The sequence below is a fragment of the Brevibacillus laterosporus genome (assembly GCF_030489605.1).
In the GTDB taxonomy this organism is placed as follows: Bacteria; Bacillota; Bacilli; order Brevibacillales; family Brevibacillaceae; genus Brevibacillus_B; species Brevibacillus_B laterosporus_E.
In genome coordinates, this window is record NZ_JAUKFY010000003.1 from 41,272 (window position 1) to 55,569 (window position 14,298).

The following is a 14,298-nucleotide window of genomic DNA, read 5'->3' on the forward strand; positions in this document are numbered from 1 at the left end:
CCCTTACCACTTTTTGTATATATTTTTAAATTTTTTAATGATTGTATACGTTTATTTTGGTTCTATTAACCCGTATCGTCCATCATTTCGACGATAGACTACATTTACATCATTGCTTTCACTGTTTTCAAAGACGAAGAAGTTGTGGCCCAGAAGTTCCATTTGCATAACGGCCTCTTCTGTATCCATCGGTTTTAAGTTGAATCGCTTCGTTCTTACGATATCAAACTGTACATCATCCTCTTCATCAGCTACAGCTACAGAGGAAGCTTCCATATTCGGCATCGCTTTAGCCCCTGATTCATGACGCTGTTTACGGTTGATTTTTGTTTTGTACTTACGCATTTGACGCTCTAATTTTTCGACAACCAAATCAATTGCTGCGTACATATCATCGTGAGTTTCCTCAGCTCGGAGAATAACGCCAGTCATCGGAATGGTTACCTCAATGGTTCCTTCTCCGCGAAGCACGCGCATTGTCACATGTACCTCTACATGACCTAGATTGTCAAAATAGCGTTCGAGACGGTTTATCTTTTTCTCTACATACTCCCGAAGAGCTTCTGTAACTTGAATGTTTTCGCCACGAATATTGTAGTTCATGGACACAACCTCCTTCCGTCTATGCTATTTGTATTCTACATAGACGTAATTAAAACCTGCTGTTTCTTCTTTTTGTTTTAACAAAATTCGTGAAAAAAAGACAAAATGTTTAAAAATTTTCACTTGATTTTAATCTTTCGTCAACACAGCAAGTAAGGCTTGTCTCTATTTTAAACCTATTTTGATTTTTTTGAAACAGAGAATTTAATGGAAATGAACACCAAAAACCCCCTAAGTTGCCCTAGGGGGTATTGATTATTAAAATCAATTAGATTTTAGTTACGTTAGCCGCTTGAGGACCACGGTCGCCTTCAACGATATCAAACTCTACAGTTTGACCTTCATCCAAGCTTTTGAAACCTTCGGATTGGATAGCGGAGAAATGTACGAATACATCGTCGCCTCCATCGCGCTCGATGAAACCAAAACCTTTTTCTGCATTAAACCATTTTACTTTTCCTTGCATGTATTAAACATTCCTTTCATAAGAAAACTGTGGACTATTTGTTAATCCATGATCTGACTATACACCTTGCCTATGGTAAAGTCAAATGCTGGATTATCGACAAATTTCAACGCGGACTTTATTTTTTTGCTAAACAGCTCACGGCAGCCTTAGAAAGGCTTAATGTAACAAGCAAATAAGCCACTACTACCGTAGTAAAAGCAGGAAAGCGCTCCCACAAATTTTTGGCTAAACACATTTCCATATATGTGATTTTGGCAAAAAATAGGGCGGCAAAAGAGACTCGACCTAGCGTTGAGAGACGTGGTCTTTGCCCTATAAACGAGGGAATCGCGACACATTTTTAGCTATAATTACCAGTTAGGAGCATGAAATTTATTCAGCTTTAGAAAACAAGAAACCCCATCTACAGATATTGTCGATTAATTGTATTCTAGCTCGAAAAATTTCTTCAATATATATAATAAAATCATGTCACACATTGGACACATAAGATTTTTTTGCTTTTTTATTCTTTATCCGCAGTTATAGCAGTAATCTAGGTTCGGCATTCGCTCACACAGTTGTCCTGTTCACTTCATTTCTTAAATAATTTATGGTCTAGCTTTACCACCTGTGGGTAACCTGCCCCATAATTGCGCATTTCCACAAAGTTGTCCACATTATCCACAAGAAGTTGTGCACAAGAACTCTATTTTTGTGCATAACTCTGAAAAAGCATTTCTCTCTTGTTCAGCATAGCTTTTTTGTCTCCTTTATAAATAAAAAAGACCTCCTAATGTTCAACTCAAAAGGAGGTCTTATAAAGAAGCGTATATCATTCACTTATATGCATATTATGCTGATTCACTATCATTCAGTCTGCTCACTTAATACAGTAATTTCCACACGGCGATTTTGTTGGCGATTCTTTTCTGTTGCATTCTCTACAAGAGGCTTTGTTTCTCCATAGCCTGCGACAATGAAGCGTGCTGGAGATAACCCTCGTTCTTGTACAAATTCCTGCATAACAGCCTTTGCACGAGCAAGAGATAGGTCCCAGTTAGCGACATACTGGCTTTTTGTAATGGGACTGTCATCGGTGTGTCCCTCAATTCGCACTTGATGAGGGAATTTTTGTAATACATCAGCTAGCCTGTCTATGACCTTTTGACCATCTGGAGCTAAATCGGCTGATCCGCTAGCAAACAGCAAATTTTCCGGTAAACGGATCATCACTCCATCGCTTTGCTCCACAAAAGGGATATGGAACTCATGCAAGGCCTCTCCCACTTTTTCCTTCACTACCTGCATATTACTCTCTACTGGTTCGTCTTGTTGCCCGGCGCCAATCGCCATGACATCACGCTTTGCAGACAGCTCGCGGATTTCTGCTTCCAATGCTTTCTTTTTCATTTCAGCTACGGCTTGCTCAGCTTTTGCTATCTCGGCCTTTTCCGTCGTTTGAGATGCCTTCTGCTGAAGCTCTTGCTGTTGCTGCTTTACCTGAGCCGTGTACATCGCCGCAATGATTATGACGATTATAAACAGCAAGGTAATTAAATCACTGTAGCTTAATAGCCAGCTTTTCTCTAGCTCCTTTTCATCATACAGACGATCATCCTGCATATTCGCTCTGCCTTTCAATAATTCCTTTCATGCTGCCAGGCATTTTTAAGAGCACTAGCTTTTGATCAGCAGGTAAAAAGGAATTTAGTTTTTCAAACAAAATTCGTGGGGTTTCCGCGCGCTGTAAACCTACGCATCCTTCAATATAAAGCCGCTTTTCAAACATTTCCTGATCATGAATATCCATTAATCGATAGTAACATGGCAAAGCCAATAGATTGGCTAGCAAGGCTCCATACAAGGTAGCTACCACCGCTGTGCTTAGATTCTGGCCTGTCTGCGCAAAATCAGACAGGGTTTGTAATACTCCTGTCATCCCCAATAACGTTCCAACAAGCCCCATCCCAGGTGCCAACAGGGCAACCAATCGAAACATTCCGCCCATTTGCTGGTAGCGATGCTGTTCACCCTTACACTCGTTTTCTAAAATCATACGAAGTTCTTGCTCCGATACACCCTCGATCGCCAGCAACGCCCCTCGCTGAACAAATGAATCAGGCTCGTCCATCAATTCTTTTTCCAAGGAAATGTAGCCTTTCTCTTTTAAAACAACCGAGTATTGATAAAACCGTTTGATCGTCTCTTCAATGTTACTTTCTCTCCCGTGGACCAATAACCGAAATACATGTTTGATTTTAATATGTTTACGCTTAATAGCGTACGAGATAATGACTGATAACCCTACTAATTCAATTGCCGCCGGATGAAGCAGTTGACTTACACTTCCATTTAAATAAATGGTATGTATTAAAATTAACACAATAAATAGAACAAGTAACAACGAACGATTTCTTCCCGCAAAAAATGTTTTTACATTCATGTTAGTAACCTCACTTGCCGAAGCATGTATTTCTGAACGAATTCATTATAGCAAATGAATATCCAGAGTTAGATGAAAAAGCAAAAAATATTTCTGCTGTCAAAAAAACAAAGAAAAAAAGCGAACCCCTGCTTTTCACCAGCAAGTTTCGCCCTTTGCCCTATCCTACTTTAGCCATGAAGCTCTGTATTGCATGTACTACCCTCTGTTGTATTTCTAAGGTAATACGCGGCCACATCGGCAAACTTAACGCCTCGGCTGCCATTTGCTCTGTAACAGCTAGCTTAGGCTGTTGCGTTGCTTGGTATACTGGCAGTCGATGCACAGGAGTAGGATAATATAACATTGCACCAATTCCTTGTTGATGCAGATAACGGTGCAATTCATCGCGTAAGCCTTGTTTCACCCGTATCGTGTATTGATGATACACATGCTTGGCATATCCCGCTACCTTTGGCGTCACAATTCCTGGTACGTCTTTTAGCATCTGATTGTATTGCTGGGCAGCTTCTCTTCTTGCTTCGTTCCATTGGTTAATATAAGGTAGCTTCACACGTAAAATACAGGCTTGCAACTCATCTAAACGTGAATTGTAACCTGTAAGTTCATTTTGATAAGGAATCAACGAGCCATGGGTACGTAATTTGCGAGCTATCTCTGCCAGTTCATCGTTATCTGTTGTTAACATACCTCCATCACCATAAGCCCCCAGATTCTTGGTGGGATAAAAGGAAAAACATCCAAAATGCCCAAAGGTTCCAAGCTTCTTGCCACAGTACTCTCCACCAAATGCCTGTGCGGTATCTTCGATAAGCCCTAGTCCGTATTGTTGTGCAATCGTAATCATCGGTTCCATTTTAGCCGCATGTCCATATAGATGAACAGGAATAATTGCTCTGGTCCGCTCGGTAATTTTGGACTCTATATCAGCAGGCTCTACATTGAATGTATCTGGATTAATTTCAGCAAACACCGGCGTCGCTCCGACTAGCTCAACAGCTTCAGCCGTAGCATAAAAGGTAAAGGAGGGAACGATCACTTCATCTCCTGCTCCAATTCCCAAAGCCCTCAACGCGATAAATAACGCATCCGTACCTGAATTTAACGTGATCGCATGCTTGCACCCCAAATAGTCAGCTACTTCCTTCTCAAACGCTTTTCCCTCGTTACCAAGGACGAAATGGCCCGAACGTAGCACTTCCTGGACAGCACTGTTAATCTCATCCCAAAGCAATTCTACTTCGTCCGTCAAATCAATGATGGGTATCCTCACGTTCATTCCCCCTCGTATCCGTAATGAAATCCCTCTATTAGTAATACGTTAAGAAGAGGAGCATCGTGCAACATCTGAGTAATTTGCGGAAGGAAAAAATAATCCTTTTCCAAAAAGGGAAACTGACCGACGAGGGGGGCAATCTATGTCTCACCAGACACATGAGAATGTCTTTATTCATCCAACAGCAGAAGTGTCTAAGCAAGCCATTATTGGAGCTGGAACAAAAATCTGGAACAATGCACAAGTCCGAGAACAAAGTACAATCGGCAGCCAATGTATCATTAGTAAGGATGTTTACATCGATCAAGGGGTAAAAATCGGGAATAACGTCAAAATTCAGAATGGTGTTTCTGTCTATCATGGGGTCGAGATTGAAGATAATGTATTTCTCGGACCCCATATGACATTTACGAACGATTTGTTCCCACGCGCATGCAATAGCGCTTGGAAAGTGGTACCGACTAAAGTCGAGATAGGAGCGTCCATAGGAGCGAACGCCACAATCGTATGTGGAACAACCATCGGTGCCTATTCTATGGTAGGAGCAGGCTCTGTGGTCATCCGGGATGTAGGGGCCCATCAGCTTGTGGTAGGAAACCCCGCTCGTATGATTGGTCTTGTTTGTTATTGCGGTGAGAGAATTGAATACCACAAGCCTTGCCAGGCCTGCGGTCAAAGTATTCCAGCAGATGTGATGCCATAAATTCTTACTGGCTCACCAAGAGCTTTTGCAAGAAACAAAATGGTCGATTTCTCGACCATTTTTTCGTGTAAAAACTAGCTATATCTTAATTTTTCTTGTCAAAGAAAGCTCCATAGGCAACATGAGTCGTTTCACCAGCATACTGTTTGTTTGCTACTTTCGCCTTGTTTACCTGTTGTAGCTGTTCTTCAATTTTTGCTTGTTGCTGCTTCATCAGAGAAAGGATTTCTTGATCAAGCTGATAGCTTTTCTGCAATAATTCCTTTTCCTGTGCTTGTAGGTCCATGCCTAGTGTTTGCAGTTTGCCAAGGTGCGTAATTTGCTCTTCTCGCTGTTCAAGGACGGAGTTCCATTCATCGGGATTCGGCTCTTCATCATGCTTCAGGATTTCCATTAGTTTTTCAGTAAGGATAAGGATATTGCTCGCTACATCCATCGCAGAAACATTCGTCATTATATCTGATTTCCTTCTGGCTGTCTTCTCGCAATCAGCATTGCCTGTTTCCATGTATCGCGGAATTGCACAAAAAACTCTTCTACCTCCGTGATAATGGCGCCGTCTTTTTTCAAATTCGCTTCAATTGTACGATTATACATATAATCATACATCAGCATAAACTGCTCAGAAATTGGTACTTTTTGATCTAACGTAACCATTAATTCTCGAATAATGTCCTGTACCTTAATAATGCTCTGATGAGCTTTTTGAACGTCCTGTTTCTCCAAAGCCATCTTTGCTTCTTTACTAAAACGGATGCCTCCATTGTACAGCATTAACGTAAGCTCGCCTGGCGAGGCTGTTTTCACTTGGTTCTGTTGATAGATCTGTGCAGCCGTCTGATTCATGCATTCCCCTCCTTATTCCTCAAAACCACTACGCGCCGAATTTAGATAACAGGTTCGCGCCTTGGGCATTAAGCTTATTAATCGCTTGCTCCATGGCAGAGAATTTTTTCCACAGATTCGTTTCTTTATCTTTTAGTTTCTTCTCCCAAACATTAATGCGAGCGTTGATATCTCGAATATCCTTTGAAATTAGACTATTATCACTGGTTGTACCTGTCCGACCTGCTTTTTCCCCAATTTTTTTCATAGCAGCATTCGTCTGACTATAAATACGTTGAGCAAGACCTTGGGATTTAAATGCCTCGGATCCTGAAGAAATCCCGCTACCATTTGTGAAGAGAGCAATTACTCTATCCTGATCATTCAACAAGGCATCTTTAAGCTTTTCTTCATCAATGTAGATCTTACCGTTTTCCATGTAATCAAACTTACTGCCCAGACCATCGGATTTCTTTGGACCGATTCCAATGCTAGCAAGTGTATTTTTTGGCGGTTCTACTCCTTCTACAGGAGAATAGAACGAGCTGCGCATCTGTGTGAGCACATTAGATAAAATACTGTCGCTTTTTAACAGACCGCTTTTCGCTTTCTCTTCCCATTTATCGATTTGTTTTTCTTTCATTGCTTCTTTTTCTTCATCAATAAGCGGATAGAAATCACGGTACACTTTTTCTGTCAGCTTGTTATTAAATTGATCGATTACCTTGTTGTAGGAATCGACGAACTCTTTGATAGCAGTCATAACTGACTCCGTATCTTTGGCTGTAGTAATGACTACTTTTTTATCACCGACACCGATATTATCTTTAAAAGTAAAGCTCATACCATCAAAATCAAGTGTGTTTTTGGAATCTAGAGCAAATTCAATACCATTTACAGTTGCTTTTCCGGCTTGTTTTACGATGCCTTTAAAATCTTGTGCACCTGTAAATCCTGTCTTCGTATAATTGGATTCAGGTGTTCCTGTAGAATCAACTTTAGTAAAGTTTTGTTTTATCTCGCCAGCAGTAATATTAAGCTTATTACCTCCACCGCTAGTTGTAATTTTAATAGCAGATTCCTGAGCAGTATTTTCCTCAGTCGGCGGTACCTGAGATGTGAAAACGATAGATTTGTCCGTATTAGAATAAAAAGCTTTAACGCCAGTCTTACTGGACTCACTGTTAATTTTATTTAAAACCGACTCAATTGTGTCTTTTTCTCCTACTGAAATGGTGACTTCATCTGAGCCAGCATTGCCCTTCAGTGTAAAATCAAAGGAACTATTTATTTCTGTATTACTATCCTTGATGTCATCGCTAACCTTAAACTTCACGGAAACACCAGTACCTGGTTTCGCAAGCTGAACATTAGATACATCGTACTGGGTTGTAGAATTCTTCTTTGTAATACTTGCTGTTACTTTAGCGTCATCGGAAGAAGATACTTTTTGCTTTGTAAAATCTGAAGTCAGACGCAATTTACTTACTTTATTATTTAGATCTAGCAATAATGCGTTTTGCTCACGATAGCTGTCGCGCTTCCATTCTTCTTTTTGACGCTTACGAAGCAATTTCTCCATTGGAGATCTTTCTGCTTTCATTAATTTTTGAATCATTGTTTCAGTATCAATACCTGAAGCTATACCAGATAATCTCAAAGGACCTGCCATTTTGAACCCCTCCTAAATTTTTCGATCAACCATAATTCCAATTAGTTCGTACATTTGGGCAACTGTATCCATCATCTTTTTAGATGGGATCTCTCTGACGACTTCATCCGTCTGATTGTCAATCACCTGTACATAGTACTCACCTAATTTTTCATGTAGATTGAATTTTAAATGTGTTTCTTTAGCTTGCATAAATTTATTTAAAGCTGATATTTCCTTTTGTAATTCTTTTTGAAAAGCATCCTTATGCTCAATAGCTTGCACCACATCTTTTTCTGTCGAAGGCTTCGGTTTTATAGTAGCATCTAATGGTGGCTTGGTTAGCTCTTGAGGATTCGAACCTGCATTTCCATTTTGACGAATTTCCACAGTAATCCCTCCGTCATCTTCATCTTCTATCTAAAGTATCGGCATATTGCTGGTAGAAATTGAGCGGTAGCGCTCTTTTCCTCATTAAAATAAAAAAAGAGACCCCATCAAATCAGGGGCCTCTTTCGTTCAGGTAGTTATGGTTGTTAAAATAATAACGAACAGCCATTGAGCAAACTGATTGGTTTCTACTATTTGGATAGAGCTACAGCTCTGTATGACTTTTGATTCTATGTTTTAATTTTTGATTAAAATGGACATATACCCCATTGTTGTGAACCCATTTTCCTCCAACAAGCCTTTCATTTTCGTTAAATAGGATTGATTATGCTCGACAGCTCGTCCAAATGATTGAATAAGCTTCACAACATGGTCTGTAGAAAACGCTGTTTTATGGTGTCTGGCCATTCCAATTAACTGTAATTTAATCAATGCATAACGAATAACGAGCATAACATATTCTTCAAAAATATCCTTATCAAGAGCAGATGGAAAGAGCTTGGAAAACACATGATTTACCAAATAATTTTCTAAAATATACTCATGATTCTGCATGAATGGTTGGTAGTGGTTTTCATACGCATCTACATACCTAGAAAGGGTACCTTCCTCTTCTATACCCTCCAAATGCTCAAGTCCCAGCAAGCACTCCGTATAACACTCTGTATAGCGGCCATGAACTCCGCCTTGGAAGAAACGCTGATCCGTTAACTTTTTTAACAATTTCATTTGAATGGTATGGTTAACAGGCACATCGGCAAACATTTGATCAATGGTACCGCTTTGCAGCATATTAGTATAGGAGCCTATAAGCTGTAAAACTTGATCTACCTCAGAATTGTTCACATATTCTTGAACCTTTTGAAAGAATAACCCTAAAAATAGTAAGCGATCCTCAAACTTATATTGTCGGTATTGCAAGACTTGAATCGTAAAAATTCGCAGTTCCCAGAAGTATTTTTGGAGTTTCTTCCCTTTTATTTGCTTGGAGGTATTAATATGGCCAGAGAAGTGCAAACCTGTCTCAACACTCTCTAATTGCTCTTGAAATCCAATTCCTTCTGGGTTAAGAAGTGCTAATCTCGCTATTTCTGGGCAGGAGATGGTTGCAGCTCGCTCGACAACATCATTCACATTATTCCAAGTGCGAGGGTAGGTTTTACAGGTGTTACAGAGATAATCTTCCCCTTTTTTTAGTTGAATGCTACATAATTTCTGTTCGTTCAGAAACACACAGCTATTTGAAGAATCCATCATAATTTTGGCATAATTACTCGATGAGGCCTTAGAGCGAACCCGTTTTATATTCCGATCTATAATTGGTGACAATTCTTCATCTTTCAAACGCTTATATTTCTTGTACGTATCCTGGTCAACTGTGACCTTCCATCCAGCGCAACAGGTATCCTCGCACTCTGAACCGATGCATTGGAATGATAGCATATACTCCGGCACAAGCGTTTTCTTAGTTGTTGTCGACATTTGCAGATTCCCCCATATTCCTTACTTTTTTTATCAAAATTTGTTAAAAGACATACTATGAGAGTACGTGAGGGACTACATAACTTGTCATTTCCTCTTGCCACTCTTTTTGTAATGGGATCATTTGGGACGATAATACTTGAATTGCCAGCACCTGATCCGATTGTTCAAAAGCACCTACCAACTTCTCTAGTATTTCAGTTCTGAATTTTGTTAACTCTTCCAGACGGTTGTCACTTAGAAGAAAAGATGAAATCATCCCTGTTGACTTTTCTAATTGATTGCATGCATCAGCGATATCTGCCATTAAATAGGCCATTTCATGGATCTGATTCTGATGCAGGCGCTCATGTAGTAATTCGATTGCCTCTCCACAAGTCGTTGACAGTCCAATCATTCCTCGCATAACATCCCAATATTTTTCCATGATAATCAAATATTTCCTTTCCAAGACAATAATTCATTGATGGCTCAGCTCAGCAAATTTCTAATCGCATGTAACATTATCTTACTAACTTCTCATACTACATATATCGGTAATTCGTTATACCTTTCATAGCATTTTTAACAAAACTATTTATTTACAAATAAAAGGAACAAAAAATGGCCAAAAAAAAAACTTGAAGCTTATTTATCTTCAAGTTTTTTTTCAGTTCCTAACCATTGGGCTAGTTGGGCCCAATCTACTTTTGTTTGTACAGCTAATTGATTCTCTTCTTGAATGGCCACGTATACTTCTTTTCGATGAACGTTAATATCGCGTGGAGCCGAAATGCCGATACGGACAAAGTCTTTCTCAACTGCAATCACTTTTATCTCTATCTGATCGCCAATCATGATGGACTCATTTTTTTTACGCGCTAATACCAACAATATTTATCACCTACTTTGTCACTGGCTTCTCTTTTTGTAAAAGGAGGGGCTGCCGCAAATTGTAATGATCTCCTTGAAGAATAAATTGTGTAGCTTTTCTGTTTTCCACATTAATGACAAGAGGTGATTTCAAATTAACTGTGATTTGGTCTTTTCCTCGTATTGTCATGACTGACAAAATCACCACCTGAGATTCTTCCGTAATCTCCAAGGCTTCTCTCACCGAACGAGGCAGATCAAATTCATAATCCTTAAAGAAAAGAAACGGATCTACCACCCAAAAACTAATTCCCTGTTCTTCCAATGACTGAAGAGACAAAAAAGGCATTTCTGGATTTTCTTGCACTAATTGATACTCATGCAAATTCGAAAAACCAATCATACCCTCTACAATATAAAGTTTTCCCATTTTTTTCTGTTGATACATCATCAGACAACACCTCTTATCTAGCTACGTCCACATTTAAACCTACGACTTCGATATCCAGCCGATTCCACTGTTTTACGTACGCCTCTACCTTGGCAGGCGTATATTTGTGAACAGGTGGATTGACGGTTGTCTCAATTTTTGCCCCTCTTGGTGTAAATTTAATCTCTACCGGCTTGGCTTCATAACGTATCTCAACACCATCACCAATTAGAGAACCCGCAGCTACGACTCCTTCACCTGAAAACATGATACTTTTTTCAAAAGCGATATCAGCGATGGCGTTACCTCCGCGTTCAAAAGCACGCAGTTGATCTCCTTCAACTCCAGCTTGCTCAATCGCTTCCATTACTTTGTTATAGCCATACTCGGCATTATCACTAGATCGCCGCAGCGGACCTCTCATATCGATATTTTCACGTGCTTCATTGGCATCAATCTGCAATTCCCCTTGAGGCTGGCGAATTTCAAGAATAGCCGCTTCCTGTTTTATTTCCATACTTGCTCTTGGCTGCTCAATCTCTTGCTCCCCACGCGGACTTCGCAAGTTTAGCAAGAGAGGAGTAGATCTCATGGATAAAGAAGCTAGTTGCATTCTACTACTCCCCTTCCGCCTTTATCTTAGAAAATCAAGTAATGATGGTTGAATAATTCGTGCACCTGCTCCTAAAGCAGCTCGGTGTACATTTTCTTGCATTTTTAAGTTCGTAATTACTTCTGCCTCATCTGCATCTTCATTACTAGACATCATGGAAGTAATGCTGACACTATCAGCATCAAGTCGATCAGTCATTAATTCTAGGCGATTAGAACGCGCCCCTAAAGCAGCTCGCTCTAACAGCAAGTTATTAATGTGATTGTCCATTCTATCTAAATAATCCGCTGCAGATTTCCCTGCGTTTAGATCTCCTACGATGTCTTCTAAGGTTTTAAAGATATTTTCACCTGCTGGCGAATCAAAAATGTTTTTCCCACTTATGTTTACTTGGAAGAAGACTCCTTGACTCATTTCCATTTCTACTTTGCCTTCGTTGGATGTAAAAACGAACTCTTCTTTACCAGTACCAGGTTGCTTTTTAATTTCAAACGGCGGCTTATTATTATTGTCGCCCCCGTAAATATACTTCCCATTCACGGTCTGGTTAGCCAAATCACCCAAATGTTTTTTTAATTCGTCAATCTCAGCAGCAATACTCTTTGTTTCTTCTTTTGAATACGTGCCATTACCTGAACCAGTTAATAGATCACGAATCCGGCCAAATACTTTTCCAACCTCGTCCATAGATGTATCATAAGATTCCATCCATGTTTTGGCTTGTCCAGCATTGCGCAGAAATTGCTCATTTTCCACTAGAGAAGTTCGATAATACATCCCTCTAGCGGCAACAATTGGATCATCAGACGGACGGGACACTAGTTTCCCTGTAGAAAGTTGCTGATAAGATTTACTCATCCGTCCCATGGAGTTATTAATATTGCGTACCATGTTGTTACTCATCATACCTTGTGTAATACGTACTGCCATTTGGTTAGCCTCCTTGTACAGTGTCTAGCTTAATTTTTATTATTTCGTAATGCTCCCGTGTGTTAGAACCAAAAGCTATTCCTTTTAATCTCTTCCTGTTTTACAAAATACCGTTTTAAAAAAAGCGTCGCAACTTACGACGCTTTTCTCAAGTAACCTACAAGCCTACACGCCCCATACCATTAATGATTTTGTCTAAGATCTCATCCATGCTGGTCATGACGCGAGCCGCTGCGCTATATGCCTTCTCAAACTTGATAATGTTCGCCATTTCTTCATCGGGATCAACTTCTGATACAGATTTACGGTTCATCAAAATCATGTCTGAAGTTGTATCTGCATTATTAAAATTACGGATAGCTTCTTGACCATCTACACCCAATTGAGCGATTGTATGACGATAAAAGTCGTCAATGGTTGAGGATTGCGGAAAATCATTCGGATTGTTGCCTGTCCCTGCAGGAATTAATTTATTTTTAATTTTGGAGATCTCCAGTGCATTTTGGTTATTTCCATCATTAACTTTCCCTGTTTCATCAGCTCTAGCTGCTGCAATTTTATCTAAGCTTTTTAAAATCTCAGGATTTACTTTAATATTTGCTGCACTTGTCGGATTGTCTTTTCCCCCGTCAATGACAAAGAAATTAAGGCCTTCCTGAGTGCCATTTTTAATATCATCAAGGTTATAACCTGTTTTATGAACTTCATTTATCTCGCGAGCTAAATTAACAGCAAGAGAATTCAGCTTTTGTATCATATTTGCCGTAGTTTCATCTCTTCCTTCAATTGCTGCTGACAATGTTCCTGTTCCCTTAAGCGGTTTAAACTCTCCTCCACCCAAGGTAACATGAAACTTTCCTGTTTCGGTGTTTTTTGTGGCTTTCACTTCAACAGATGTAGCATTGTTCACCAGTGGTTGACCACCTATTGTAATATTTACCATGCCGCGTTCTGTTGGCGTAACCTTAACCTCAACCATCGAAGAAAGCTTATCAATGAGAACATCGCGTTGGTCATATAAATCATTCGGCTGGTAACCATGCGGTACAACATCACCGATTTGCTTATTAATAGACGCGATTTGCTTGGCAATGGAATCAATAGAATCGGCTTGTACAGCCACCTCATTATTTAAATCATCTTGTAGTTGTGTAAGACGGTTGTGCATATGATTAAATGTGTCGGCTACTGCTGCCGCACGTTCCCGTAAAACAGAACGAACGGATTGGTTCCTTGGGTCTCCGGATAAGTCCTCCCACCCTTGCCACATTTGATCCATAACCTTCTGCAGGCTATTTTCGGACGGTTCATTCATGATATCCTCTATGTTATTAATCGTTTTAACCATGTCATTCCAATAGCCTGTATTTTTAGCCGCGGCCCGATATTGACCATCTATGTAATCTTCTCGAATGCGCTGAATATCTGTTGCATACACCCCTGTGCCAAGCAACCCCGGTGCACGGTCTGCATTCATCCCAGGTCCCGGGATTGGAGTCGAAGCAGCCATATTTACGCGTTGACGAGTATAGCCTTCGGTATTAGTATTTGCAACGTTGTGTCCTGTTACGTTTAAAGCGGCCTGTTGTGCCAACAACGCTCTCTTACTTACTTCAAGAAGATGGAAGGTTGATCTCATATGGACACTC

At 40.0% G+C, this 14,298-nt stretch carries 17 protein-coding genes; 1 reads left to right on the top strand and 16 read right to left on the bottom strand.

Going from position 1 to position 14,298, the window contains the following annotated elements:
- Positions 1–51: 51 nt before the first annotated feature.
- From hpf to QZ995_RS03885, 5 genes are all read right to left on the bottom strand, one after another.
- Positions 52–603, bottom strand: coding sequence for a ribosome hibernation-promoting factor, HPF/YfiA family (gene hpf, locus QZ995_RS03865; protein WP_301803302.1), 552 nt, complete (start codon positions 601–603; stop codon positions 52–54).
- 268 nt (positions 604–871) lie between these two features.
- On the bottom strand, positions 872–1,069 hold the full coding sequence (locus QZ995_RS03870) for a cold shock domain-containing protein (protein ID WP_003334330.1): 198 nt from the start codon (positions 1,067–1,069) through the stop codon (positions 872–874).
- A gap of 852 nt (positions 1,070–1,921) precedes the next feature.
- On the bottom strand, positions 1,922–2,677 hold the full coding sequence (locus tag QZ995_RS03875) for an OmpA/MotB family protein (RefSeq protein WP_301803323.1): 756 nt from the start codon (positions 2,675–2,677) through the stop codon (positions 1,922–1,924).
- Positions 2,667–3,497, bottom strand: a complete 831-nt coding sequence (locus QZ995_RS03880; RefSeq protein WP_301803326.1) for a motility protein A — start codon at positions 3,495–3,497, stop codon at positions 2,667–2,669. Before QZ995_RS03880 ends, QZ995_RS03875 begins: the two co-directional genes overlap by 11 nt.
- 160 nt (positions 3,498–3,657) lie before the next feature.
- On the bottom strand, positions 3,658–4,776 hold the full coding sequence (locus QZ995_RS03885; protein WP_301803328.1) for a DegT/DnrJ/EryC1/StrS family aminotransferase: 1,119 nt from the start codon (positions 4,774–4,776) through the stop codon (positions 3,658–3,660).
- A gap of 139 nt (positions 4,777–4,915) precedes the next feature.
- Between QZ995_RS03885 and QZ995_RS03890 the strand changes: the two genes are divergently transcribed.
- Entirely contained in the window at positions 4,916–5,476 is a 561-nt protein-coding gene (locus QZ995_RS03890; RefSeq protein ID WP_301803331.1) for an acyltransferase, read from the top strand.
- A gap of 85 nt (positions 5,477–5,561) precedes the next feature.
- Here the strand turns inward: QZ995_RS03890 and QZ995_RS03895 are convergent, their stop codons facing one another.
- The 11 genes from QZ995_RS03895 to flgK form a co-directional block, all read right to left on the bottom strand.
- Positions 5,562–5,930, bottom strand: coding sequence for a flagellar protein FliT (locus QZ995_RS03895; RefSeq protein WP_301803333.1), 369 nt, complete (start codon positions 5,928–5,930; stop codon positions 5,562–5,564).
- Entirely contained in the window at positions 5,930–6,322 is a 393-nt protein-coding gene (gene fliS, locus QZ995_RS03900) for a flagellar export chaperone FliS (protein WP_031412974.1), read from the bottom strand. Before fliS ends, QZ995_RS03895 begins: the two co-directional genes overlap by 1 nt.
- 28 nt (positions 6,323–6,350) lie before the next feature.
- The gene (gene fliD / locus QZ995_RS03905; protein ID WP_301803336.1) at positions 6,351–7,973 is read right to left on the bottom strand and encodes a flagellar filament capping protein FliD; all 1,623 of its coding nucleotides are present in this window, start codon (positions 7,971–7,973) and stop codon (positions 6,351–6,353) included.
- Positions 7,974–7,985: 12 nt separating this feature from the next.
- Entirely contained in the window at positions 7,986–8,342 is a 357-nt protein-coding gene (gene flaG, locus QZ995_RS03910; RefSeq protein ID WP_003334318.1) for a flagellar protein FlaG, read from the bottom strand.
- Positions 8,343–8,579: 237 nt separating this feature from the next.
- Positions 8,580–9,824: a flagellin lysine-N-methylase gene (gene fliB / locus QZ995_RS03915; protein WP_301803341.1), complete on the bottom strand. Its 1,245-nt coding sequence runs from the start codon at positions 9,822–9,824 to the stop codon at positions 8,580–8,582.
- Between the two features lie 55 nt (positions 9,825–9,879).
- Positions 9,880–10,251 carry a hypothetical protein gene (locus tag QZ995_RS03920; protein WP_301803344.1) on the bottom strand — a complete coding sequence of 124 codons (372 nt, stop codon included), beginning with the start codon at positions 10,249–10,251 and terminating at the stop codon, positions 9,880–9,882.
- A 200-nt stretch (positions 10,252–10,451) separates the two neighbouring features.
- A complete protein-coding gene (gene csrA / locus QZ995_RS03925; protein WP_301803346.1) occupies positions 10,452–10,697 on the bottom strand; it encodes a carbon storage regulator CsrA in 246 nt (81 codons plus the stop codon).
- A gap of 10 nt (positions 10,698–10,707) precedes the next feature.
- On the bottom strand, positions 10,708–11,127 hold the full coding sequence (locus tag QZ995_RS03930) for a flagellar assembly protein FliW (RefSeq protein WP_301803350.1): 420 nt from the start codon (positions 11,125–11,127) through the stop codon (positions 10,708–10,710).
- 13 nt (positions 11,128–11,140) lie between these two features.
- Positions 11,141–11,719, bottom strand: a complete 579-nt coding sequence (locus QZ995_RS03935; protein ID WP_301803353.1) for a DUF6470 family protein — start codon at positions 11,717–11,719, stop codon at positions 11,141–11,143.
- Between the two features lie 21 nt (positions 11,720–11,740).
- Positions 11,741–12,649: a flagellar hook-associated protein FlgL gene (flgL, locus tag QZ995_RS03940; protein ID WP_301803355.1), complete on the bottom strand. Its 909-nt coding sequence runs from the start codon at positions 12,647–12,649 to the stop codon at positions 11,741–11,743.
- A gap of 157 nt (positions 12,650–12,806) precedes the next feature.
- A complete protein-coding gene (flgK, locus tag QZ995_RS03945) occupies positions 12,807–14,288 on the bottom strand; it encodes a flagellar hook-associated protein FlgK (protein WP_301803357.1) in 1,482 nt (493 codons plus the stop codon).
- Positions 14,289–14,298 lie beyond the last annotated feature (10 nt).

Coding starts and splice junctions, on each gene's coding strand:
- hpf (WP_301803302.1), bottom strand. CDS start 603: ATGAACTACAATATTCGTGGCGAAAACATTCAAGTTACAGAAGCTCTT.
- QZ995_RS03870 (WP_003334330.1), bottom strand. CDS start 1,069: ATGCAAGGAAAAGTAAAATGGTTTAATGCAGAAAAAGGTTTTGGTTTC.
- QZ995_RS03875 (WP_301803323.1), bottom strand. CDS start 2,677: ATGCAGGATGATCGTCTGTATGATGAAAAGGAGCTAGAGAAAAGCTGG.
- QZ995_RS03880 (WP_301803326.1), bottom strand. CDS start 3,497: ATGAATGTAAAAACATTTTTTGCGGGAAGAAATCGTTCGTTGTTACTT.
- QZ995_RS03885 (WP_301803328.1), bottom strand. CDS start 4,776: ATGAACGTGAGGATACCCATCATTGATTTGACGGACGAAGTAGAATTG.
- QZ995_RS03890 (WP_301803331.1), top strand. CDS start 4,916: ATGTCTCACCAGACACATGAGAATGTCTTTATTCATCCAACAGCAGAA.
- QZ995_RS03895 (WP_301803333.1), bottom strand. CDS start 5,930: ATGACGAATGTTTCTGCGATGGATGTAGCGAGCAATATCCTTATCCTT.
- fliS (WP_031412974.1), bottom strand. CDS start 6,322: ATGAATCAGACGGCTGCACAGATCTATCAACAGAACCAAGTGAAAACA.
- fliD (WP_301803336.1), bottom strand. CDS start 7,973: ATGGCAGGTCCTTTGAGATTATCTGGTATAGCTTCAGGTATTGATACT.
- fliB (WP_301803341.1), bottom strand. CDS start 9,824: ATGTCGACAACAACTAAGAAAACGCTTGTGCCGGAGTATATGCTATCA.
- QZ995_RS03920 (WP_301803344.1), bottom strand. CDS start 10,251: ATGGAAAAATATTGGGATGTTATGCGAGGAATGATTGGACTGTCAACG.
- QZ995_RS03930 (WP_301803350.1), bottom strand. CDS start 11,127: ATGATGTATCAACAGAAAAAAATGGGAAAACTTTATATTGTAGAGGGT.
- QZ995_RS03935 (WP_301803353.1), bottom strand. CDS start 11,719: ATGCAACTAGCTTCTTTATCCATGAGATCTACTCCTCTCTTGCTAAAC.
- flgL (WP_301803355.1), bottom strand. CDS start 12,649: ATGGCAGTACGTATTACACAAGGTATGATGAGTAACAACATGGTACGC.
- flgK (WP_301803357.1), bottom strand. CDS start 14,288: ATGAGATCAACCTTCCATCTTCTTGAAGTAAGTAAGAGAGCGTTGTTG.